The sequence below is a fragment of the Agromyces atrinae genome, assembly GCF_013407835.1.
In the GTDB taxonomy this organism is placed as follows: Bacteria; Actinomycetota; Actinomycetes; order Actinomycetales; family Microbacteriaceae; genus Agromyces; species Agromyces atrinae.
Genome location: NZ_JACCBI010000001.1, coordinates 2,529,892 through 2,552,123, shown reverse-complemented (window position 1 = coordinate 2,552,123; position 22,232 = coordinate 2,529,892). Strand labels below are relative to the sequence as shown.

Genomic DNA, 22,232 nt, shown 5'->3' with positions numbered 1-22,232 from the left:
CTCGGGGCCTTCGCGCCGTAGACTCGCCGTCATGGTGGCCGAGTCGATTCCCGCGCGCCGCCGCGGGCGACTCCTCTTCACTCTCCTCGCGGCCGCGCTCGCGACCGCTCTGGCGGCTCCCGGCACGTCGATCGCCGCCGAAGAAGACGAAGCCGCGGGAACCGTCTCTCTCGTCGTGGCCGTCTCCTCGACGCCGATCGTGAACCCCGGCCAGCCGCTCTCGCTCGGCGTCACCGTGTCGAACGACACCGACACCTCGATCGCCGCGGGTGAGATCGCCGTCTCCGTCGACAGCGGCGTCATCGAATCGCGCAGCGACCTCGCCGCCTGGATCGACGAGGGCGCCGGCGACGCGGGCTCGATCGTCGGTCGCACGCCGTCGCCGTCCATCCCCGCGGGCGGCACCGCGACGATCACCCTCACGGTCCCCGCCGAAGCGACGCTCCTCACCGATTCCCCGGCCGGCGTGCACCGCGTGAGCGCGACCCTCGAGGGCAGCGACGCCGAGGCGAGCGGCCGCACGACGCTCACCTACGACGACGGCACCCTCGGCGGCGCCGTCGACCTCGCCCTCGCAACCCCGCTGACGGTTCCGCCGCAGTCGCGCGGCCTCATCTCCGCCGATGACCTCGCCACCTGGACCGACGGCTTCGGGCTACTCTCGCGCCAGCTCGACGCGGTCTACGGCCGACCGGTCGCCATCGCGATCGACCCGATGATCCTCGCCTCGATCCGCGTGCTCGGCGATGAGGCGCCCGAGTCGGCGGTCGCCTGGCTCGAACGTCTCGCGTCGGCGCCGAACGAGATCTTCCCGCTCTCCTACGCCGACGCCGACATCGCGGTTCAGTCGCAGGCCGGCATCCCCACCCCTCTCGCTCCGTCGACGTTCGAGGACGTGCTGAATCCCGACCGCTTCTCGGATCCCCTGCCGGGCGGCGGGGCCACCCCCGAGCCCACGGCGACCCCCGCACCCGAGGATGACGGCGCCGAGGCCACCGTGCCGACGACCGAGGAGCTCGTCGCGTGGGACTACACACGCACCGATCTCGTCTGGCCCGGAGCGGGAACCGTCGCCCTCCCCGATCTCGACTACTTCGACCGCGCGGGTCTCACGACGGCGATCCTCGGCAGCGCCAACGTCGAACCCGTCGACGGCCCCACGCCGAACGCCGCATCATCGCTCGGCGGATCGACCGCGGTCGTCACCGACGCCGCCGTCACAGCGGCTCTGCAGCGCGCTCAGGAGGCGACCAACGAGACGGACTGGGCCGCCGCCAACGCCCGCCTCGTCGCCGAACTCGGCCTCATAGCCACCGAGGGTCGCGCCCCCACCGTGCTCGGTCTCTTCGCCCGATCGACGACGCCGACGCCGAACCGCGTCGAGGCCACCCTCGCGATCATCGACGGCATGGCCACCAACCGCCCCGCGACGCTCTCGCAGGCGATCGGAGCCCCGCCCGAGACGCGCACGTTCATCGACGCGGGCGAGAGCACCGAGCGCGTCGCCGCGGTCAGCCGCCTCATATCGATGGGCGAGTCGCTCACCGAGTTCTCGAGCGCGCTCACGAACCCCGTCCTGCTCACCGCACCCGAGAGCCGCTCGACGCTCGCCCTGCTCGGCGTCGGTTGGCTGAACGACACCGAGGGCTGGAACACGGCGATGAGCGCGCACGAGTCGTCGTCGCGCGCGACCCTCAGTTCGGTCCAGGTGCTTCCGAGCAGCCAGATCAACGTGTGGGCATCGCAGACCGAGATCCCCGTGACCGTCGAGAACACCTCGCCCTACGACGTCGCCGTCGTCATCGATCTGAACCCGTCGAACCCGCGTCTCGTCGTCGACGACACTGTCACGGCGTCCGTGGGCCCGAAGTCGCGCACCGTCGTGAAAGTGCCGGTCGAGGCGCGAATCGGCAACGGCGACGTGATCCTCGACACGTCGCTCACCTCGCCGACGGGCGTGCCCATCGGCACGACCGTGCGGATCCCCGCAAACGTCCAGGCCGAGTGGGAGGGCATCGGCGCCGTCGTCATCGCGAGCATCGTGTTCATCGTGTTCGGACTCGGCGTGTGGCGCACGATCCGTCGCCGTCGCCGCGAACGCGACGCCCCCGACGAGAGCGCGACCGAGACGGATGACGCGGAGAACGACACTCCTCGCGTCGACACGACCGATGTCTGAGCGCGGCATCGGCCGCGCGAGCTTCTTCCTCGCGTCGGGCACCATCGTGTCGCGCGTGCTGGGCTTCGTGAAGGCCATCGTGCTCGTCGCGGCGATCGGCCAGACGGGCGGCGGTCCGAACGCGTTCGCGATCGCCAACGGCCTGCCGAACGCCATCTACGTCATCGTCGCCGGCGGCGTGCTGAGCGCCGTGCTCGTGCCCCAGATCGTGCGCGCGGGGGTCAACCCCGACGGCGGAGCGGCCTACATCAACAAGCTCCTGACGCTCGCCCTCACCATCCTCGCCGCGACGACGGTCGTCGCGCTCGCCCTCGCGCCCGCGCTCGTCTTCGTCTACGGGCCCCAGCTCGACGAGGCGTCCCGTCACCTGGCGATCGCCTTCGCCCTGTGGTGTCTGCCGCAGATCTTCTTCTACGGCCTCTACACACTGCTCGGCGAAGTGCTCAACGCGCGGAAGTCGTTCGGTCCGTTCACGTGGGCTCCCGTCATCAACAACGTCATCGCGATCGCCGGCCTCGTCGCCGTCATGGTCATCTACGGCGACACGCCTCTCGGCCTCCCGCCGGCCGACTGGAGCGCGGGCCTCATCACGATCCTCGCGGGCAGCGCGACGCTCGGCATCGTCGCCCAGGCGCTCATCCTCTTCTACTTCTGGCACCGTATCGGGCTGCGCTACCGGCCCGACTTCCGCTGGCGCGGCGTGGGCCTCGGCGCAGCAGGCAAAATGGCGAGCTGGACCTTCGGCATGCTGCTGCTCACGACCGTGGCGGGCATCGTCTCGTCGGCGGTGCTCAGCTCTACCGCCGACCTGCCGGGCGTCGCCTCGGTCGCGACGCTCGACTACGCGTGGCTCATCTTCATGCTGCCGCACTCGGTCATCACGGTGTCGATCGCGACCGCGTACTTCACACGCATGAGCGAGCACGCCCACCGCGGCGACACCGACTCGCTCCGCTCCGACGTGTCGGCGGCGATCCGCGGTATCGGACTCATCATCGTGCTCGCGGCGGCCGGCCTCGTGCTCGTCTCGTCGTCGTTCGCCGCCGTGTTCCAGCCCGGCCTCGAGGGCGCCGAGATCATGGGCCCGGTCATCGTCGTCTACGTGATCGGCCTCATCCCGTTCAGCATCCTGTTCGTCGTGCAGCGTGCGTTCTACGCTCTCGGCGACACGCGCACGCCCTTCTTCTTCACGCTCTTCCAGGTCGTGCTCTTCATCGGCGGCGCCGTGCTGTGCCTCGGTGTGCGCGCTGAGTGGATCGGCATCGGCATCGCCCTGTCGACGACGTTCGCCGGCATCGCCCAGCTCATCCTCGCGATCATCCTGCTGCGCCGCCGCCTCGGCGGCATGGACCTGCCCGGAATCCTCGCGAGCTACCTGCGCTACCTGCTCGCCGTCATCCTGCCGGTCATCGCCGGATTCATCATCTTCGTCGCGTTCGGAGGCCTCACCGAAGACTCGTTCGCGCTCGAGAGCCGCCCGAGCGCGATCATCACGATGATCGTCATCGGCAGCGCCATGAGCCTCCTCTACGTGCTCGGACTCTGGCTCGTCAGATCGCCCGAATTCCGAGGATTCGCCGAACCCGTCATCCGTCGTCTGCGGCGCCGATGACGAGGAATACGCATCGCCTACACTGTGTTTACCCTGCTGTGAGCCGTCATTCCGACGGCCTCGAACGTCCCTAGGAGTCTTCGTGCGCGACGTCATCATCATCGGTTCCGGCCCCGCCGGTTTCACGGCTGCGGTCTACGCTGCACGTGCCGAGCTGAAGCCCCTGCTCATCGCGAGTTCGGTGCAGGTCGGCGGCGAGCTCATGAACACCACCGAGGTCGAGAACTACCCCGGCTTCGACGAGGGCATCATGGGCCCCGAGCTCATGGCGAAGATGCAGGCCCAGGCCGAGAAGTTCGGCACCGAGGTCGTCTACGACGACGTCACCTCGCTCGAGCTCGAGGGCGACGTCAAGCGCGTCACGCTCGGCAGCGGTGAGGTCCACGAGGCCCGCTCGGTCATCTATGCGACCGGCTCGGCGTACCGCAAGCTCGGCCTGCCCGAAGAAGAGGTGCTGTCGGGTTACGGCGTCTCGTGGTGCGCGACCTGCGACGGCTTCTTCTTCAAGGAGAAGGTCATCGCCGTCGTCGGCGGCGGCGACTCGGCCATGGAGGAGGCGACCTTCCTCACGCGCTTCGCGTCGAAGGTGTACATCATCCACCGCCGCGACAGCCTCAAGGCCTCGAAGATCATGCAGCAGCGCGCGTTCGACGACCCGAAGATCGAGTTCATCTGGAACGCCGAGATCGCCGCGATCCACGGCACCGGCCAGGTCACGGGCGTCACCCTGCGCGACACCGTCACCGGCACCGAGAGCGGCCTCGACCTGCAGGGTCTGTTCGTCGCGATCGGCAACGACCCCCGCACGCACCTCGTGCATGGCCAGCTCGACCTCACGGCCGAGGGCACCATCGCCGTCGCCGGTCGTTCGTCGAAGACCAACCTCCCCGGAGTGTTCGCCGCGGGCGACGTCATCGACCCGACCTACCGCCAGGCGGTGACCGCGGCCGGTTCGGGCACGGTCGCAGCACTCGACGCCGAGCACTACCTCGCCGCTCTTCCCGCCGTCGACGCCGAGCTCGCCTCGGCCACCCGCTGACGCCCACCGCGTCGGCCCATCAGCCCCCAGTAAGGAGAAACACATGTCTGCACGTGCAGTGACCGAAGCCACCTTCGACGCCGAGGTTCTCAACAACGAGAAGACCGTTCTCGTCGACTTCTGGGCCGAGTGGTGTGGCCCGTGCCGCGCCGTGAGCCCCATCCTCGACCAGATCGCGACCGAGAACGCCGACAAGCTCGACATCGTCAAGGTCAACGTCGACGAGAACCCGCAGCTCGCGATGAAGTACCAGATCACCTCGATCCCGGCCATGAAGGTCTACCAGGGCGGAGAGGTCGTCAAGACCGTCATCGGCGCCAAGCCGAAGCCCGCCCTCGAAGCCGACCTCGCCGCCTACCTCGCGTAGTCGGCCCGTCGAATCGAACCTCGACCCGCCCGGCTCACGCCGGGCGGGTCGAGTCGTTTAACGGCGACGGATGACGGGAATGGGCTCACTCCTCCGGAGAGGAACCCCGCTCAGTGTCATCCACCCCACCACATAGCATGAAGGTCTGATCAGAACGGAAAGACAGTGACCTCAGAGGGCATCGCACGCACCGGAAACAACCTCGACCCGTGGTACTCCAACTACGCCGAGCGAGCCGGTGGCCTGGCCGCCAGCGAGGTGCGCGCCCTCTTCGCCGTCGCGAGTCGACCCGAGGTCGTCTCGCTCGCGGGAGGCATGCCGTTCGTGTCGGCGCTGCCCCAGGAACTCATCATGTCGTCGATGGAGACGGTCATGCGCGAGCAGGGCCCGACGGCTCTGCAGTATGGCGGGGGAGCAGGGATCCCGAAGCTCCGGGAGCAGATCCTCGACGTCATGGCGATCGAAGGAATCCGAGGTACGGTCGACAATGTGGTCACGACGACGGGGTCGCAGCAGGCCCTCGACCTCGTCACGAAACTGTTCATCGATCCGGGTGACGTGATCCTCGCCGAAGCCCCGAGCTACGTCGGCGCGATCGGGGTGTTCCGCTCGTATCAGGCCAGTGTCGTCCACGTCGCGATGGACGAGAACGGCCTCATTCCCGAGGCTCTGCGCCAGACGATCGCCCACCTGCGGGGTCAGGGTCGACGCATCAAGTTCCTCTACACGATCCCGAACTTCCACAACCCGGCGGGCGTGACGCTCTCGGCCGAACGTCGCCCCGAGATCCTCGACATCTGTCGGGCGAACGAGATTCTGATCCTCGAAGACAACCCCTACGGTCTGCTGCACTTCGACGAGCCGGCACCGAATGCGCTGCGATCGCTCGATGAAGAGGGCGTCATCTATCTCGGATCGTTCTCGAAGACCCTCGCGCCGGGATTCCGCGTCGGGTGGGCTCTCGCGCCGCACGCCATCCGCGAGAAGCTCATCCTCGCCGCCGAAGCCGCCGTGCTCTCGCCGAGTTCGTTCAGCCAGATGGTCGTCTCGCAGTACCTGTCGCAATCGGATTGGCGCGGTCAGATCGATACCTTCCGCGGCGTCTACCGCGAACGCAAGGACGCGATGATCGATGCGCTCACCGAGTACCTGCCGGGTCTGTCGTGGACGAACCCGAACGGAGGGTTCTACGTCTGGGTGACCATGCCCGACGTACTCGACTCGAAGCAGATGCTGCCGCGCGCGGTGAAGGAACTCGTGGCCTACACGCCCGGCACCGCCTTCTTCGCCGACGGCCGCGGTCGCCATGCGATGCGGCTCTCGTTCTGCTACCCCACACCCGAGGCGATCCGCCTCGGAGTGCGTCGTCTCGCGAGCGTCGTGAACGGTGAACTCGACCTGCTCGATACGTTCGCCGGCACCGGATCGTTGTCTGTCAGAGCGTCCGATCGCTACGACGAAGCCCCGCCCGCAGATCTGAAGTGACGGAGAAGAACCTGATCATGGCCGATTCGCTCAACATCGTCGTCCTCGCCGGCGGAATCTCTCACGAACGCGACGTCTCACTGAGATCGGGGCGGAGAGCAGCTGACGCCCTCTCCGCAGCGGGCCATTCGGTGACGCTGCGCGACCCCGATGCATCCCTGCTTCCGTTCCTCACCGAGACCCGACCCGACGTCGTCTTCCTCGCTCTGCACGGTTCGAGCGGAGAGGACGGCGCACTGATCGACCTCTTGGAAGCCGCCGGGATCCCGTTCGTCGGGTCGCCCTCCGAGGCCGCGCGCCTCGCGTGGTCGAAGCCGGTCGCCGCATCGCTCGTTCGCCGAGCGGGCCTCGCTGTTCCGGAGCAGATCGTGCTCTCGCACGAAGCATTCCGTGAGCTCGGCGCGGCGAGCGTGCTGCGTGTCGTCGCCGACTCCTTCGACGGCGACGTCGTGATCAAGCCCGGTTCGGGCGGATCGGCTCAGGGCGTATCGATCGTCAGCGACGACGGCTCACTGCCTCGAGCGATGGTCGACGCCTTCACCTACTCCGATGTCGCGATCATCGAGCAGCGCATCGTCGGCACCGAGATCGCCGTCGCGATCATCGAGGTCGACGGTGAACCGATCACCCTTCCCGCGGTCGAGATCGAACCCGTCTCGGGTGTCTACAGTTTCGAGGCTCGGTACAACGCGGGGGAGACGACGTTCTATGCGCCGTCGCGACTCTCCGACGAGGATGCCGCTCGTGCCTCCGATGCCGCTCTGGCTGTGCACTCGCTGCTCGGGCTCCGCGATCTCTCGCGCGTCGACTTCATCGTCGACGACGAGGGGGTGCCGTGGTTCCTCGAGGTGAACGTGCTTCCCGGACTGACGGAGACGTCGTCGCTTCCTCTCGCGCTCGACGCCGACTCACGATCGGCGGCCGAGGTCTACTCGGCCCTCGCGAATGCCGCGGCGGCCCGAAAAGCCCGGTGAGGAATCCTCGCAGAGTTCGTCAGGAACGATTCTGAGCGATTTTCGCCGAGCTCAGGATTCGGAATCCTCGCCGATCTCCGCGAGGATGCGTCGCAAGTCCTGGACGGTAGCAAAATCGATCGTGATCTGGCCTTTTCTCGCACCGAGCGTGACCTTCACACGGGTGTCGAGCCGGTCGCCCAGTCGATCGGCCACCTCGGCGAGGTAATCCTGCCGTTTTCCGGCTGACGGCTTCGCCTTGGCCGGTTTCGGCGATGGCGACGTCGCGGCGGCCTCGGCGGCGCGCACCGAGAGGTCTTCATTCACGATCTTGTCGGCGAGGCGCTGCATCGCATCGGCATCGCCGGTCGAGAGGATCGCTCGGGCATGGCCCGCGCTCAGGACGCCGGCGGCCACGCGCAGCTGAACCGGCTCGGGCAGCTTGAGAAGTCGGATGGTGTTCGAGATCTGCGGACGCGATCGTCCGATTCGCGTCGCGAGCTCATCATGCGTGATGCCGAAGTCCTGCAGCAGCTGCTGGTACGCGGACGCCTCTTCGAGCGGATTGAGTTGCGAGCGGTGCAGGTTTTCGAGCAGAGCATCGCGCAGCATGTCGTCGTTGGAGGTGTCGCGGACGACGGCCGGGATCGACGTGCGCCCCGATGCCTTCGTCGCACGAAGGCGACGCTCGCCCATGACGAGTTCGTACTTGCCCTCGAGCTCGGGGTGCGGGCGAACCACGATGGGCTGCAGCACACCGAACTCGGTGACGCTGTGCACGAGCTCGGCGAGGTCGTCAGGGTCGAAGACGGATCGCGGCTGGTGCGCGTTCGGCACGATGTCGTCGGGGTTCAGCTGCGCCAGGCGTGCGCCGGGAACAGCCACGAGGTCATCGACGGACGCCTGAGTATCGACCGTCGGCGCGACCGCGGGGGAGGCCCCACCCGGGAAGAACACGTCGACGGGGCGGCTCGCTGCACGGTTCGCATCGTCGCTGGTGGGGATGAGGGCGCCGATTCCGCGGCCCAATCCCGTTCTCTTCGTCGCCATTACGACCTCTTTCCGGGCTGGGGGGCGCCGCGGAGTGCGATCTCGGCGGCGGCTTCTCGATACGACAGGGATCCGCTCGACGAGAAGTCGTAGCTGATCACGCTTTGCCCGTAACTCGGCGCTTCGGAGACGCGAACCGAGCGGGGAATGATGGTCTTGAGCACCTCGGCGGGGAAGTGATCGCGCACGTCTTGAGCGACCTGCTGCGCGAGATTCGTGCGCGAGTCGTACATCGTGAGCAGGATCGTCGACACCCGCAGATCGGGGTTGAGGTGACGCTCGATGAGTTCGATGTTGCGGAGCAGCTGCGACAGGCCCTCGAGTGCGTAGTACTCGCACTGGATCGGAATGAGCACCTCACGGGCCGCGACGAAGGCGTTGATGGTCAGTAGACCCAGCGACGGCGGGCAGTCGATGAGCACGTAGTCGTACGGTCGCTCCATCGATTCGAGGTGTCGATCGAGCGCTCTGCGCAGCCGCTGCTCGCGGGCCACGAGGGAGACGAGCTCGATCTCGGCTCCCGCGAGGTGGATCGTCGCGGGAACGCAGTCGAGACGCTCGTTCTCGGGGGAGCGCTGAATGACATCGCCCAGTTCCATCTCGCCGACCAGAACGTCGTAGACACTCTGACGCTCGGCACGGTGATCAATTCCGAGAGCCGTAGAGGCGTTTCCCTGTGGGTCGAGGTCGACGACGAGTACGTGCGCACCGGTTCGAGCGAGAGCTGCAGCCAGGTTGACCGTCGTCGTGGTCTTTCCGACTCCGCCCTTCTGGTTCGACACGGTGAACACGCGCGTCGACACCGGCAGGGGGAGGTCCGACTGCTCGAGAACCGCGCGTCGACGCGCTTCGTCGGCGACCAAGTTGGCGAGGGGAGTGTCGAACTCGACGGATGCCGACGTCGATGTTTCACGTGAAACTGACGCTTCTGGTTCGGGGGTAGGAGCATCATCGGGCTCCGCGCCCTGCACCGGCGCGGCGACGTTGTCTTCGGTGAGAGCGGCGGCCGTGGCCGCGTCCCAATCGACCCGAGCGGGAGCAGCTTCCGGTGTGGGTTCCTGCGTTACGTCGGGAGTTTCAATCGCCTGCTCGCGCGCTGCGCGCTCTTCCGAAGACGACCTCATTCCGAACCATCCCCGGCCCGCGCCCTGCGCCATTCTGCCAACTTCCATCTCGTACCGTTCGACCCACGAGATGCGCGAATCGTCCGATTCTCCACACTAGTCGGACGCACTGACGACGACACCTTTCAGCGACGACTTGGTGGAAGAAGTGCAGTATCGAGCCCATCAACGCGGGGTAGCGGCGCTCGATGGGCGATGTTTCACGTGAAACGTCGATGGTATGACCGTGTCGAACGCCAGCGGCGGGAGTGACGTGTCGCGCATCACCACATCTCTGCTCACGGGATCTTCACGGAGCTGTTTCACGTGAAACATCGCGTTGAGAAGGGAACTGCTGACTGGGGGAGGTGCTTGCCCAATGAGCGGCGCAACTCGGCGCTCACACGGGTTCCACCAGAACGTTTCACGTGAAACATGCGCCGCGGCGGCGAGTATCTGCGCTGCTTCAGATGAGCGTGGGGGAGTGGCACGAGCTTCGGACCGTCCACTGCGCGCAGGATGACCCGCAGCCAGTGCTCCAAGCACACACGTCTCAGCCTGCTGGCCCCGTACCCCTGTGCCGGGGGTGCGTCCCTGTGGATTCCAGGCGTTCGATTCGATGATCATCGTTCCGTGGAGCCCTCAGCTGCCAGCGCCCGCCAAGGTTCGCGACGTGATGGGTCCATGCTTCCGTGTCCCACGTCACCGACCTCCGATCGTCGTTCCGTGAGACCCGTAGCCGCGGGGTCCTCGAAGTAGGCGTCGCAACACGTCCGGCCGCCGAGTCCCCGTTCACCGACCTCCGATATTCAACCTCCGACGTCCGGCTGAGGGGGGGGGTTGGAATCCACGCGTGAGAAATCTGCGCTCCGTGAGATCTCCAGATGGTCGTGCCCTCCGATCCCCGGAACGCCGTGTCTCCAACTCCCGAGCGCAGCGCTGTGCCGACTCGTCGCTTTATAGGTGAACACAGAATCACAGTCCCGCAGTCCCGCAGTCCCGCAGTGCCGACGTAACGACGCCTCGAGACAACACGGTGGCTCCATCCATGCCACTCAGCAAGACGACCGCCTCGTCACGCAATGAATCGCCAGACCGGCATCCGGCGCGTAACATCAGGCACGGTGCATGGCGTCGACGCATCGTCGCCTGAGCGAGCGAGCGCCCCATGGGTCATCCCATAGCCACGGCAGAGCCGATGATTCTGGCCCTTCGCACTCTCCAGCCGCTCGACGCGCATGCCGACACTTCCCGAATCGCAGAGGACCACCACCTCCCAGCGCAATCACGGAGTTCGCCCTGGCACATGCCCACATCGTCCCATTCGTGGAGCAACTCATCAGTCGACCCGACCGAAGCGCCCTGCCCGCTCGCACATTCAGCCCGTCAGGGTCACCGCGTTGATTCGATGTTCCACGTGAAACATCGATGCGCAGCCGCGGGATCGCCGACGGACGGGCGGCGCTCGGTCACTGGACTACCGGCGCGACTCGAACCAGCACGCGGGCGGCATTCTGCTGCTGACCATCGTCACGGTCATGGCGTCCGCGTTGGCAGTGATGAAGAGCACGGGCATTGTCGCGGTCGCAGCCACAACTACACCGACACCGACAGCGACAGCGACAGCGACAGCAACAGCAACAGCAACAGCAACAGCAACAGCAGCAGCAGCAGCAGCAAGGGTCTCGCTTTCCTGGACCAACTACGCCGCTGCCCAGCGCAGGGCAGCGGAGCAATTGACTGACCATGAAAGTTGGGGAGACGGGCAACGGGAGACGGGCGACGGCAGATGGGGGACGGGGAGTCGGGATTGGGGAGTGGGGATTGGGCTGAGACGGGAGAGGGACAGGGACAGGGACAGGGACAGGGACAGGGAGGCCTCGGCAACGGCAATACAGACAGGTCCTACTGAGCTGTGACCAGTCGCCCAGGCCAGTGCGGTCCTGTGCAGCGCAGCGCTGCGCTGTGCGTACCCGGTGAGTCGGAGAGCGGACCCGACCATCACCCGGCTTCGTCCACCGAATCACACACGCAATGACTCGCACCACCGCGCTCAGCCCACACCCCGTCCGCCCACACCCCGCACCGGCCCTCCCTCCACCCCAACGCGTCCCAACACGACCCGCCCAACTCGAGCGTGCCTTCCCCAGCCATGGCCGGCCCGGTCCAGCCCAACCTGGCGCCGTCCGGACCGGACCGGACCGAGCCGGCACGTTTCACGTGAAACATACCGCGGTGACGCATCCTCGACGATCGCGGTTTCACGTGAAACATAACGCTCAAGTGAAAGGAGATCTCACGCTGAGACTGAGCTCTTATGGTGGTTCGGAACTCCGCGCCATCCGAATAGTCACCGGAACCGTCTCAACGCCTCGGTGCCTCGGTGCCTCGCAAGTCCAGAGTGTGACGACGACCTCACACAACCCGCGGCAGACGTCGACACTCGAGCTGCCGGTCATTGCGTCTCGAAGGAAGACACCGTCGAGAGACCGGGGGAGTGGTTCGCGTCCATCGTCGACCTGCACGACCGGACGATCCCACGAGCCCACGAGCCCACGAGCCCACGAGCCCGCTCCCCGCTCTGAGCGCTGCGCCGTGCGTCGTGCGCCGTGCGCCGTGCGTGAGATTCGCAGACGATGAACCGCGAGACACACAACACGATGTCATTCCCCACCTACGCAAACCAACCCTGCCGCTCGGCAAGCACAAGGTCCACAATCCTGCGACCAACACGCGTGCGCGAGCACATCGACGATTCGAGGGGTCCCCGACCTACGAGCTCCGGCACACGGCGCACGGCGCACGGTCCCATGAACAAGGGAGCTCGCGAGTGAGAAGCCGACTGAGGGATCCCGCTCGACGCGTCCGCACGTCAGCCGCGGCCATAACGAACCCTCGCGAAGGAAGACCACTCGGGCGACCGAACCGCACGACAACAGGACACGCGCTTCCTCAGACACCGGACAATGAACCAGGCGTCACCCAGATCCAGAAACGCATCATCCTCGGTAGTTGCGATCCGAGGTGAGCACCGCCACCGGGGGAGTGGGCGCCGAAACAACACGAACTCCGCTCAACGACCGACCATCGAGGATGCCCCTGTCATGTTTCACGTGAAACGAGCAACCCACACCCGAGAGCGGTGAAGGCGCATCACCTAACCTTCCGCCACCAGCTCCGCCTTGAAGCCGTCCGCACTCTCGAGCCACCCCGCATAGTGCTCGCTACCTCCCGCGTGGGGATACCGGTCGGCCTAGAGCGGGCGCCATCCGTGCGACGAGGCCTCGGCCATGGCGGAATCCACGGCGCCGGCGTCATCCAGACGGAAAGCGAGATGGTTGAGGCCCGCGCGGCGACGGTCGTGTGTGGGCTCGGTCAGATTCGGTGACTCCGTGAGCGTGAGGTACGAGCCGCCGGCCGTCCATGATTGCCCGGTGGGCCACTCACTCGCCAGCGTGAAGCCGACACGATCGAGCAGCCACGACCACTCGGCGTGGACGGATCCGAGATCAGCGATCCAGAGTTCGATGTGATGAAAGCCCGGCATGCCTCGAGTCTGTCATCCGTGCGAAGCGGACAGAGAGCTTCAGCCGACCCGAGCGCGAACGACCCGCGTGGTCTCACTCAGAACGCCGACTCCGAGCTCGACGACTTCGACGCCCGACAGCTTGAACTTACGAATCGGCTTCTCGGCCGCCTCGATCTCACGCTCGGCACCCGCGCCCTTCATCAGCACGAGTTCACCGCCCTCGCGAACCAGGGGAGCGGTGAGGGGAATGAGAGTGCGAAGCGCGCTCACGGCGCGAGCGGTCACCTGATCGAGGGCTCGATACATGCGAGCATCCTCTGCTCGGGCACGAACGACCTCGACGTTCGACAATTCGAGCTCGGCCGCCTGGTCGACGAGCCACGCGACTCGACGCTCCATCGGTTCGATCAAGACGAACTCGACGTCGGGGCGCGCGATCGCCAGAACGATGCCGGGCAGACCGGCTCCACTACCCACATCTCCAACGCGACCAGGCTTTAAGAGCGGTGCAACGAGCGCGGAGTTCAGTACGTGCCGGGTCCACAGGCGGGGGAGTTCCAACGGACCGATGAGTCCGAGCTCCTCGCCGCGCGCAGCTAGGTTCGCCGTGAAGCGACGAGTTAACTCGAGACGATCACCCAGAATCGTCGCTGCGGCGGCGGGCTCGACCTCGAGCTCGCCGGCCGCGTCCGCGATCGGCTCAGGCACCACGCGTGATGACCGTGTGACGGTCCTTGCCCTCGCCACGCGAGTCGGAGACGAATCCGCGCTCAGCGACGAGGTCGTGCACGAGCTTGCGTTCGTACGACGACATCGGGGGGAGTGCAGCTTCAGCCGCCCCGCCCTCGATGCGCTCGACGGCACGCTCGACGAGCACGGCGAGCTCCGACTGACGAGCGTCACGGGATCCACCGATGTCGAGGATCAGACGCGAGAACGAACCCGTCTTGCTCTGCACGGCGAGACGGGTGAGCTCCTGAAGAGCCGACACGGTCTCGGGCTTCGAGAGAACGCGGAGGTTGGCGCCATCGCCGGCGTTGACCGACAGGTAGGCGCGTCCGTTTGCTGCATCGATGTCGATGTCGCCGTCGAGGTCGCAGATGTCGAGAAGCTCTTCGATGTAGTCCGCGGCGATATCGCCCTCTTCTTCGAGCTGCGCGGTCGTGCGCACGTCGGGGGTGGTCTGAACGTCGGTCATGGCGCTCCTACTTCTTGTTGCCGTTGGTGCCGGGGTTGCCACCGGGCTTCTTCTTCGCCCGGTTCTTGCCGACGGGCTGCTGACGCTGAGTCGTGGTCTTGGGTGCTTCGACTTCGGCGGCGGGCTTCTCTTCGATGACGAGCTTGCCCTTCTTCGCCAGGCGGGCTTCGCGGTTCTTGGCCGCATCGCTACCGGGGGTCGGCATGTTGCGGATGACGAGGAACTGCTGACCCATCGTCCAGAAGTTCGAGACGAGCCAGTAGAACATGACGCCGAGGGGGAAGGCCACACCGGAGAACGCGAAAACGAGGGGGAGCAGGTAGAGGAGCACGCGCTGCTGGCGGAACATCGGGCTCGCCTTGGTCTCCGGCGACATGTTCTTCGAGACGATCTGCAGCTGCGTGATGAACTGCGACGCCGTCATGAGGATGATCATCGTGACGGCGATGACGATGACCTGCCACGGTCCACCCGCGTTCCAGGCGTTGATGAAGGTCGCCTTAAGCGGTGCACCGAGGAACTCGGCATTCGCGAACGAGTTCGCGAGCTCCTGCGTGAAGACGCCGACGCCGGCCTTGTCGTGCTGGGCGTCGTTGAGCACCGAGAACAGACCGAAGAAGATCGGCATCTGCAGGAGCAGGGGGAGGCACGAGGAGAGCGGGTTGGTGCCGGTCTTCTTGTAGAGCTCCATGGTCTCGCGCGACATGGCCTCGCGGGAGAACTGGTCCTTCTTGCCCTTGTACTTGTCCTGGATCTTCTTCAGCTGCGGCGCGACTTCCATCATGCGCCGCTGGTTCTTGATCTGGCGGACGAAGATGGGGATGAGAGCGGCACGGACGACGATCACGAGACCGACGATCGACAGGACCCAGGTGACTCCGGCATCGGGGTCGAGGCCCACGATGTCCCACAGCGAGTGGAACGCGACGAGGATCAGCTCGATGACCCACTTAATGGGCCACAGAATCGTGCCGAGGATGTCCATTGCGGAGAATCAGTCCTTTCCAGGGGCTGCCGCGACGACGAAACCGAAGCGGGTCGTGCGATAGCGTCGCACACGTTTCTGGGGAACATCATCGATGCCGCCCTGCGACCACGGGTTGCAGCGAAGGATCCGCCACGCTGCGAGTGCTGAGCCCGCGACGAGCCCGTGTTCCTGAACCGCGCCGAGAGCGTACGTCGAGCACGAGGGGTGGTACCGGCACACATTGCCGTAGAGCGGCGAGATGGCCGCGCGGTACCCACGAAGGAGAAGGACTCCGACGTTGCGGGGGAAGAGCAGAACTGCGGATGCCGCGGTGTTCACGATCGGGCTCCTGCCCGTCGCACTGCTCGCGCGACATCGCTCTGCAGGGTGCTGAAATCGGCGTCGGCGGATGACGGCAGTGCGCGGATCACGAGATCGAAACCCTGTGCTCCGTCGACGACCAATTGTCGGCACGCCGCCTTCAGCCGGCGACGAACCCGATTGCGGCGAACCGCTGTGCCCACCTTCTTCGACACGATGAAGCCGAAGCGCGCATCGTCGGTGCCCCCACCCGTGCGCACATAGCTCACGGTCTGGGCACCGACGATCTTCGCTCCACGGCGAACGACGCTGCGATAGTCATCGCCGCTCGTGATGCGATTGGTGGAGGCGAGCACCGGTTCTTACGCGGAGAGTTCGGTGCGACCCTTGCGACGACGCGCCGCGAGGATCGAGCGACCCGCGCGCGTGCGCATGCGCAGACGGAAGCCGTGCACCTTGGCGCGACGGCGGTTGTTCGGCTGGAAAGTACGCTTGCTCATTCTTAGCTCCGACTGGTTCGTGCTCCGGGCTCTCGGCGCACGAATGCACGGAACCGGGAAAGCTGGGTGCCCACAAGGGCTGCGGTCAACTGATTAAACCTACGGCTTCGCCTGAACGAGGTCAAACCGAACCGACCGCGAACGGACGATTCTCCACGATTCCTCAGCTTGCGTGACGAGCGACACGCGGCGATTCTCGGCTTTCCCGATTCGGAATTTGTCGCCGACGAGCCGATCGGAGTACCGTGTGGAACCACGTTATCCCCAGCCCGAAGTGCAGAATTCCGGGAATTCCACAGCAGTTGCGCACAGGTGGTGGATAACTTTTCCACCACATCGATAGCGGGGACCATGGCCGACGCGGAAACGCCCATCTCAGAAATCTGGGCGATCGTGCTCGATCGACTCTCGAACGACGACTCGATCACGCCGATGCTGCAGGGCTTCCTCAATCTCGTCGAGCCGAAGGGCATCGCGGCCGGAACCTTCTACCTCGAAGTGCCGAACGACTTCACCGCGAGCATGCTGAACCAGCGCATGCGGATCCCGATGCTGGCTGCGATGAGCGAGCTCGAGTCGGCATCCCCCGTCACGTCGTTCTACGTCGTCGTCAACCCGGAGCTCGAGCAGGAAGCGCGCATCTCACCGGAGCCCATTGCTCCGGTCATCGACAGCGCCCCGGCTCCCGTCATGCCGATCAACCCGCACTCGGTCTTCGAGCAGCCGGCCCCCGATCGGCCGGGCGACACCCGCCTCAACGCCAAATACAGCTTCGACAACTTCGTCATCGGTCAGTCCAACCGTTTCGCGCACGCTGCAGCGGTCGCCGTCGCCGAGGCGCCGGCCAAGGCCTACAACCCGCTCTTCATCTACGGGGAGTCGGGCCTCGGCAAGACCCACCTCCTGCACGCCATCGGTCACTACGCGATGAGCCTGTACCCGGGAGTGCGCGTGAGGTACGTGAGCTCGGAGGAGTTCACCAACGACTTCATCAACTCGATCGCGAACAACCGCGGCTCGTTGTTCCAGCAGCGGTATCGCAACATCGACATCCTCCTCATCGACGACATCCAGTTCCTGCAGGGCAAGGCCGAGACGCAAGAGGCCTTCTTCCACACGTTCAACACCCTGCACGACCACAACAAGCAGGTCGTCATCACGAGCGACCTGCCGCCGAAGCACCTGACGGGCTTCGAGGACCGCATGCGCAGCCGCTTCGAGTGGGGTCTCATCACCGACGTGCAGGCGCCCGACCTCGAGACCCGCATAGCGATCCTCCGTAAGAAGGCCCAGAGCGACCGGCTTCAGGTTCCCGACGACATCCTCGAATACATCGCGACCAAGGTCTCGTCGAACATCCGCGAACTCGAGGGAACCCTCATCCGCGTCACGGCCTTCTCGAGCCTCAACCGCACTCCCGTCGACATGCAGCTCGTGCAGACGGTGCTGAAGGACCTCATCACCCTCGACGAAGACAACGTCATCGCGCCGGTCGACATCATCCAGAACACGGCCGACTACTTCAAGCTCACGGTCGACGACCTCTACGGCTCGAGTCGCTCGCAGGCCGTCGCGACGGCACGACAGATCGCCATGTATCTCTGCCGCGAGCTCACGAACCTCTCGCTCCCTAAGATCGGTCAATTGTTCGGCAACCGCGACCACACCACGGTCATGTACGCCAACAAGAAGATCTCGGAGCTCATGAAGGAACGTCGCTCGATCTACAACCAGGTCACCGAGCTCACCGCTCGAATCAAGCAGACGAACCGCTACCGCTGAGTTCACGAACCCACATGTGGATAACGTGTGGAATGTTAATGAGCAAGATCCTCATTAACGTGGAAACTCCGCTGCTTCTTGTGAAAACTCCCGTATTTTCGGGGCAGACGCCATGACCTCGATCGAACAAGTTGCACAGCTCACTCACAAGTCACACGTCTGTAGTTCCCTCTCGATGAGCGGGATCCACCGAGTTATCCACAGTTTCCACAGCGGTTAACGAGGTTAAAGAAATTTCTCTATCTCTCCACGTCCGACAACCTTGACGCGGTGGGGCACTCCCAGAGAACCCGGCTCACGAATGACAAGAGTGTGTGGATAGCATGGGAGCCGTTAGCGATCCATCCACTGAGGGAGTACGCGTGAAGTTCCAGGTCAACCGCGACGTCTTCAGCGAAGCCGTGTCATTCGCGGTCAAGCTGCTCCCGCAGCGAACCACCCTCCCGATCCTGTCGGGCGTTCTCATCGAAGCGACGGATGCCGGTCTGCTGCTGTCATCCTTCGACTACGAGGTCTCCTCGCAGACGCAGATCGACGCCGACGTCGAAGAGCCCGGCACGATCCTCGTCTCCGGACGACTCCTCGCCGAGATCGCCAGCCGACTCCCCAACGCGCCGGTTCGTTTCTCGACCGACGAGGGCCGCATCTCGGTCTCGTGCGGATCCGCGAGCTTCACGCTGCTGTCGATGCCCGTCGAGGAATATCCGAGCATCCCGCAGATCGGCGACGATTCGGGCCTCGTGCCCGGCGAAGAGTTCGCAGCCGCCGTCGCTCAGGTCGCCGTTGCGGCGAGCCGCGACGACGTCACCCCCGTCATCACCGGTGTGCAGCTCGAGATCACCGAGAACAACCTGAGCCTCGTCGCGACCGACCGCTACCGCGTCGCCGTGCGCGAGATCGAGTGGGACGGCGGATCCCAGGCCTCCACCGAGACTCTCACCGCGCTCGTGCCCGCCCGCACCCTGCAGGAGGTCGGCAAGACCTTCGGCCACTCGGGCAACATCAGCGTGTCGATCGAGAGCCGTGACGACCGCGAGCTCATCGCGTTCACCGCCGGCACGAAGACCGTGACGAGCCTGCTCATCAAGGGCAACTTCCCGCCCGTCCGCCGTCTCTTCCCCGAGACGGTCGACAACTACGCGGTGCTCAACACCGCCGAGCTCATCGAAGCGACCCGTCGCGTCTCGCTCGTGCTCGAGCGTGAGGCCGCCCTGCGCTTCACGTTCACGGCCGACGGAGTCACCCTCGAGGCGATCGGCAGCGAGCAGGCGCAGGCATCCGAGACCATCGACGTCGTGCTCACGGGCACCGACATCGTCGTGTCGCTCAAGCCCCAGTTCCTGCTCGACGGCCTCGGCGCCGTGCACTCGGAGTTCGTGCGCATCTCGTTCACGAAGACCGAGAACCCGAACAAGCCGGGACCGGTTCTCATCACCAGCCAGACGTCGCGCGACCAGCCCGGCGCCGACAGCTATCGCTACCTCCTGCAGCCGAACCTTCTGCTGCGCTGATCGGAGCATCAATGCACCTCGGACTCATCGGCCTCGGCAAGATGGGCGCCAACATGCGCGCCCGTCTGCGTGAGCACGGAATCGACGTCACCGGCTACGACCGCAACCCGGCCGTGTCGGATGTCGCCGACCTCGCCGCGCTCAAGGCCGCGCTTCCCGCGCCGCGCGCCGTCTGGGTCATGGTGCCCGCCGGTGAGATCACCGACTCCGTCGTGACCGAGTTGGCCGACCTGCTCGACGAGGGCGACCTCGTCATCGACGGCGGCAACTCGCGCTTCACCGAAGACTTCGCCCACGCCGAAGTGCTCGCCGCTCGAGGCATCCGCTTCGTCGACGCCGGTGTGTCCGGCGGCGTCTGGGGCGAGGAGTTCGGCTACGGCCTCATGGTCGGCGGCGCCGATGACGACATCGCCGAACTCATGCCCGTCTTCGACGCACTGCGTCCGGAAGGACCGCGCGAAGAGGGCTTCGTGCACGTCGGCCCCGTCGGCGCCGGCCACTACGCGAAGATGGTGCACAACGGCATCGAGTACGCGCTCATGCAGGCATACGCCGAGGGGTATGAACTCCTCGCGAAGCGAACCGATCTGATCTCCGACGTTCCCGCGACCTTCAAGGCGTGGCAGCGCGGCACCGTCGTGCGCTCTTGGTTGCTCGAACTCCTCGTGGATGCCCTCGAGAAGGATCCCCAGATGGATGACATCGAAGGCTATGTCGAAGACTCGGGCGAGGGTCGCTGGACCGTCGAAGAGGCGATCGCCAACGCGGTTCCCGTTCCGACGATCAGCGCATCGATCTTCGCCCGCTTCGTCTCGCGCCAGGACGACTCGCCCGCGATGCGCGCCGTCGCCGCTCTCCGCAACGAGTTCGGTGGCCACTCCGTGAAGAAGGCACCGGCAGGCGAGTAGTCGTGCATGTCACGCACCTCTCGCTGACGGATTACCGCAACTACGCCACGGCCGAGATCGACCTCTCGGCCGGGGCCACCCTGCTCGTCGGGCGAAACGGGCAGGGCAAGACGAACCTCGTCGAGGCGATCGGATACCTGAGCACGCTCGGATCCCACCGGGTGTCGAGCGACCAGGCGCTCATCCGTGCCGGTGCCGAGGCTGCGATCATTCGCGCTCGACTCCAGCACGCCGGCCGCGAGCTGCTCGTCGAGGTGCAGCTCAACCGCGGTGCGGCGAACCGGGCCCAGGTCAATCGTTCGCCGATCAAGACCCGCGAGCTTCCGCGCTACTGCCACAGCGTGCTCTTCGCTCCCGAAGATCTCGCGCTCGTGCGCGGCGAGCCGGGAGTCCGTCGGCGATTCCTCGATGAACTCCTCGTCCAGCAGACGCCGCGTCTCGCCGGCGTCATGTCGGACTACGACCGTGTGCTCCGCCAGCGCAACACGCTCCTGAAATCGGCGCGCTCGAGCGGCTTGCGCGAGGCCCAGCTGTCGACCCTCGAGATCTGGGACGAGCGCCTCGTCACGTTGGGTTCCGAGATCATCGACGAACGCAGCGCACTCGTCGCCGAACTCGCCGAACCGCTGCGCGTCGCCTACCGCGGCATCGTCGACGCCGATCACGGGCCTGCTCTCGTTCCCCTGCTCTCCATCGACGGCCGTGAGAGCGCCGACGTCCCCGTGGTGAGCGAGATCCCCGCCATCCCGACGGCCGACCGCTTCCGCGCAGCTCTCGCGAATCAGCGCCGTGCCGAACTCGACCGCGGCGTCACGCTCGCCGGCCCCCACCGCGACGACGTCCTCCTCGAACTGAACGGTCTTCCGGCGAAGGGCTACGCGAGCCACGGTGAGTCGTGGTCGTTCGCGTTGGCGCTCAAGCTGGCATCCGCCGAGCTCCTTCGCCGCGATTCCGCGGGAGGCGACCCGGTCCTCATCCTCGACGATGTGTTCGCCGAGCTCGATCGGCGCCGGCGCGAGAGCCTCGCCGCGGCGATCACGGGGTACGAGCAGGTGCTCATCACGGCCGCGGTGCTCGAAGACGTGCCCGACGCTCTCGCCGAACGCGTCGTGCACATCCACCGTGGTGAGATCGTCGACGGGCCGCGCGATGAGTAGCGAAGCCGCGCGCGTCTACGCGCACATGCGCGAGATCTTCGGCGGTGCCCGCCGGTACACGCGGCAGGAGCGGAAGGTCACGCCCGCCGACAGCGTTCCCTTCGGTTCCGGCCGGGATCCGAAGGGCCTCGGCGACGCGCTCACGTCTCTCACCGCACAGCTCGGCTGGAACTCGCCCCTCGCGCAGCACGAACTGCTCGATTCGTGGGGGGATGTCGCGGGCGAGGAGACGGCGAAGCACTCGGAACCCCTGTCGATCACCGACGGTGTGCTCATCGTGCGCTGCGAGTCGACGGCGTGGGCGACGCAGTTGCGGATGATGCGCGCCGACATCGTCACGCGCATCGTCGAACGGTTCCCTCACGCGGGCATCGAATCGATCCGCTTTCAAGGCCCGGACGCCCCATCGTGGAAAAGGGGCCCCAGATCGATTCCAGGGCGTGGTCCTCGCGATACTTACGGTTGACAAGACAAATTCGGTCACGCGCCCAAGAAAAGCCCGTCAGCGAGGCGCGTAACGGCTCGCGGGTGGCGCAGGTTTGATAGGCTGAAGAGTCGCCCTCATTACCGT

Annotated in this window: 20 protein-coding genes; 11 read left to right on the top strand and 9 right to left on the bottom strand. The window is 65.8% G+C overall.

Annotated elements, in window-relative coordinates; genetic code table 11:
• Positions 1–31 precede the first annotated feature (31 nt).
• The 6 genes from BJ972_RS11885 (at position 32) to BJ972_RS11860 (ending at position 7,656) form a co-directional block, all read left to right on the top strand.
• Positions 32–2,179, top strand: coding sequence for a DUF6049 family protein (locus BJ972_RS11885; RefSeq protein WP_164989852.1), 2,148 nt, complete (start codon positions 32–34; stop codon positions 2,177–2,179).
• Complete coding sequence (gene murJ, locus BJ972_RS11880; protein ID WP_129172250.1) at positions 2,172–3,791, top strand: murein biosynthesis integral membrane protein MurJ; 1,620 nt, start codon at positions 2,172–2,174, stop codon at positions 3,789–3,791. Before BJ972_RS11885 ends, murJ begins: the two co-directional genes overlap by 8 nt.
• Positions 3,792–3,873: 82 nt before the next feature.
• Positions 3,874–4,830 carry a thioredoxin-disulfide reductase gene (gene trxB, locus BJ972_RS11875; protein ID WP_129172251.1) on the top strand — a complete coding sequence of 319 codons (957 nt, stop codon included), beginning with the start codon at positions 3,874–3,876 and terminating at the stop codon, positions 4,828–4,830.
• 43 nt (positions 4,831–4,873) lie between these two features.
• Positions 4,874–5,197 (top strand): thioredoxin, encoded by a 324-nt coding sequence (gene trxA, locus BJ972_RS11870; RefSeq protein WP_129172252.1) that lies wholly within the window; start codon positions 4,874–4,876, stop codon positions 5,195–5,197.
• A 165-nt stretch (positions 5,198–5,362) separates the two neighbouring features.
• Positions 5,363–6,682 (top strand): aminotransferase-like domain-containing protein, encoded by a 1,320-nt coding sequence (locus BJ972_RS11865; protein ID WP_129172253.1) that lies wholly within the window; start codon positions 5,363–5,365, stop codon positions 6,680–6,682.
• 17 nt (positions 6,683–6,699) lie between these two features.
• Positions 6,700–7,656 (top strand): D-alanine--D-alanine ligase family protein, encoded by a 957-nt coding sequence (locus tag BJ972_RS11860; protein ID WP_129172254.1) that lies wholly within the window; start codon positions 6,700–6,702, stop codon positions 7,654–7,656.
• A gap of 51 nt (positions 7,657–7,707) precedes the next feature.
• Here BJ972_RS11860 and BJ972_RS11855 read toward each other — a convergent pair whose 3' ends face one another.
• The 9 genes from BJ972_RS11855 to rpmH all read right to left on the bottom strand — a co-directional run bounded on the left by BJ972_RS11855 (position 7,708) and on the right by rpmH (position 16,303).
• On the bottom strand, positions 7,708–8,685 hold the full coding sequence (locus BJ972_RS11855) for a ParB/RepB/Spo0J family partition protein (protein WP_129172255.1): 978 nt from the start codon (positions 8,683–8,685) through the stop codon (positions 7,708–7,710).
• Positions 8,685–9,548: a ParA family protein gene (locus tag BJ972_RS11850; protein ID WP_277871216.1), complete on the bottom strand. Its 864-nt coding sequence runs from the start codon at positions 9,546–9,548 to the stop codon at positions 8,685–8,687. The genes BJ972_RS11855 and BJ972_RS11850 overlap by 1 nt, the downstream gene beginning before the upstream one ends.
• 3,493 nt (positions 9,549–13,041) lie before the next feature.
• Positions 13,042–13,335, bottom strand: a complete 294-nt coding sequence (locus BJ972_RS11845; protein ID WP_373366822.1) for a VOC family protein — start codon at positions 13,333–13,335, stop codon at positions 13,042–13,044.
• A 39-nt stretch (positions 13,336–13,374) separates the two neighbouring features.
• Positions 13,375–14,025: a 16S rRNA (guanine(527)-N(7))-methyltransferase RsmG gene (rsmG, locus tag BJ972_RS11840; RefSeq protein ID WP_241830680.1), complete on the bottom strand. Its 651-nt coding sequence runs from the start codon at positions 14,023–14,025 to the stop codon at positions 13,375–13,377.
• The gene (locus BJ972_RS11835; RefSeq protein WP_129172257.1) at positions 14,018–14,515 is read right to left on the bottom strand and encodes a Jag family protein; all 498 of its coding nucleotides are present in this window, start codon (positions 14,513–14,515) and stop codon (positions 14,018–14,020) included. The genes rsmG and BJ972_RS11835 overlap by 8 nt, the downstream gene beginning before the upstream one ends.
• A gap of 7 nt (positions 14,516–14,522) precedes the next feature.
• Entirely contained in the window at positions 14,523–15,500 is a 978-nt protein-coding gene (gene yidC / locus BJ972_RS11830; RefSeq protein WP_129172258.1) for a membrane protein insertase YidC, read from the bottom strand.
• A gap of 9 nt (positions 15,501–15,509) precedes the next feature.
• Positions 15,510–15,821: a membrane protein insertion efficiency factor YidD gene (gene yidD, locus BJ972_RS11825; protein WP_129172259.1), complete on the bottom strand. Its 312-nt coding sequence runs from the start codon at positions 15,819–15,821 to the stop codon at positions 15,510–15,512.
• Positions 15,818–16,159 carry a ribonuclease P protein component gene (rnpA, locus tag BJ972_RS11820; RefSeq protein ID WP_129172260.1) on the bottom strand — a complete coding sequence of 114 codons (342 nt, stop codon included), beginning with the start codon at positions 16,157–16,159 and terminating at the stop codon, positions 15,818–15,820. Before rnpA ends, yidD begins: the two co-directional genes overlap by 4 nt.
• Positions 16,160–16,165: 6 nt before the next feature.
• Positions 16,166–16,303 carry a 50S ribosomal protein L34 gene (rpmH, locus tag BJ972_RS11815; protein ID WP_055823896.1) on the bottom strand — a complete coding sequence of 46 codons (138 nt, stop codon included), beginning with the start codon at positions 16,301–16,303 and terminating at the stop codon, positions 16,166–16,168.
• Between the two features lie 351 nt (positions 16,304–16,654).
• Between rpmH and dnaA the strand changes: the two genes are divergently transcribed.
• From dnaA to BJ972_RS11790, 5 genes are all read left to right on the top strand, one after another.
• Positions 16,655–18,085, top strand: a complete 1,431-nt coding sequence (gene dnaA, locus BJ972_RS11810) for a chromosomal replication initiator protein DnaA (RefSeq protein WP_129172261.1) — start codon at positions 16,655–16,657, stop codon at positions 18,083–18,085.
• Between the two features lie 362 nt (positions 18,086–18,447).
• Positions 18,448–19,596 carry a DNA polymerase III subunit beta gene (dnaN, locus tag BJ972_RS11805; protein WP_129172262.1) on the top strand — a complete coding sequence of 383 codons (1,149 nt, stop codon included), beginning with the start codon at positions 18,448–18,450 and terminating at the stop codon, positions 19,594–19,596.
• An 11-nt stretch (positions 19,597–19,607) separates the two neighbouring features.
• Positions 19,608–20,504 carry a phosphogluconate dehydrogenase (NAD(+)-dependent, decarboxylating) gene (gnd, locus tag BJ972_RS11800; RefSeq protein WP_129172263.1) on the top strand — a complete coding sequence of 299 codons (897 nt, stop codon included), beginning with the start codon at positions 19,608–19,610 and terminating at the stop codon, positions 20,502–20,504.
• Positions 20,505–20,506: 2 nt separating this feature from the next.
• On the top strand, positions 20,507–21,661 hold the full coding sequence (gene recF / locus BJ972_RS11795) for a DNA replication/repair protein RecF (protein ID WP_129172264.1): 1,155 nt from the start codon (positions 20,507–20,509) through the stop codon (positions 21,659–21,661).
• Positions 21,654–22,127, top strand: a complete 474-nt coding sequence (locus BJ972_RS11790) for a DciA family protein (RefSeq protein WP_129172265.1) — start codon at positions 21,654–21,656, stop codon at positions 22,125–22,127. The genes recF and BJ972_RS11790 overlap by 8 nt, the downstream gene beginning before the upstream one ends.
• Positions 22,128–22,232: the final 105 nt, after the last annotated feature.

Excerpts from the sequence above, each read along its gene's own strand:
- BJ972_RS11885 (WP_164989852.1), top strand. The coding sequence starts at position 32 with ATGGTGGCCGAGTCGATTCCCGCGCGCCGCCGCGGGCGACTCCTCTTC.
- dnaA (WP_129172261.1), top strand. The coding sequence starts at position 16,655 with ATGGCCGACGCGGAAACGCCCATCTCAGAAATCTGGGCGATCGTGCTC.
- gnd (WP_129172263.1), top strand. The coding sequence starts at position 19,608 with ATGCACCTCGGACTCATCGGCCTCGGCAAGATGGGCGCCAACATGCGC.
- BJ972_RS11845 (WP_373366822.1), bottom strand. The coding sequence starts at position 13,335 with ATGCCGGGCTTTCATCACATCGAACTCTGGATCGCTGATCTCGGATCC.
- trxA (WP_129172252.1), top strand. The coding sequence starts at position 4,874 with ATGTCTGCACGTGCAGTGACCGAAGCCACCTTCGACGCCGAGGTTCTC.
- yidC (WP_129172258.1), bottom strand. The coding sequence starts at position 15,500 with ATGGACATCCTCGGCACGATTCTGTGGCCCATTAAGTGGGTCATCGAG.
- BJ972_RS11860 (WP_129172254.1), top strand. The coding sequence starts at position 6,700 with ATGGCCGATTCGCTCAACATCGTCGTCCTCGCCGGCGGAATCTCTCAC.
- BJ972_RS11855 (WP_129172255.1), bottom strand. The coding sequence starts at position 8,685 with ATGGCGACGAAGAGAACGGGATTGGGCCGCGGAATCGGCGCCCTCATC.
- BJ972_RS11790 (WP_129172265.1), top strand. The coding sequence starts at position 21,654 with ATGAGTAGCGAAGCCGCGCGCGTCTACGCGCACATGCGCGAGATCTTC.
- rpmH (WP_055823896.1), bottom strand. The coding sequence starts at position 16,303 with ATGAGCAAGCGTACTTTCCAGCCGAACAACCGCCGTCGCGCCAAGGTG.
- BJ972_RS11835 (WP_129172257.1), bottom strand. The coding sequence starts at position 14,515 with ATGACCGACGTTCAGACCACCCCCGACGTGCGCACGACCGCGCAGCTC.
- murJ (WP_129172250.1), top strand. The coding sequence starts at position 2,172 with ATGTCTGAGCGCGGCATCGGCCGCGCGAGCTTCTTCCTCGCGTCGGGC.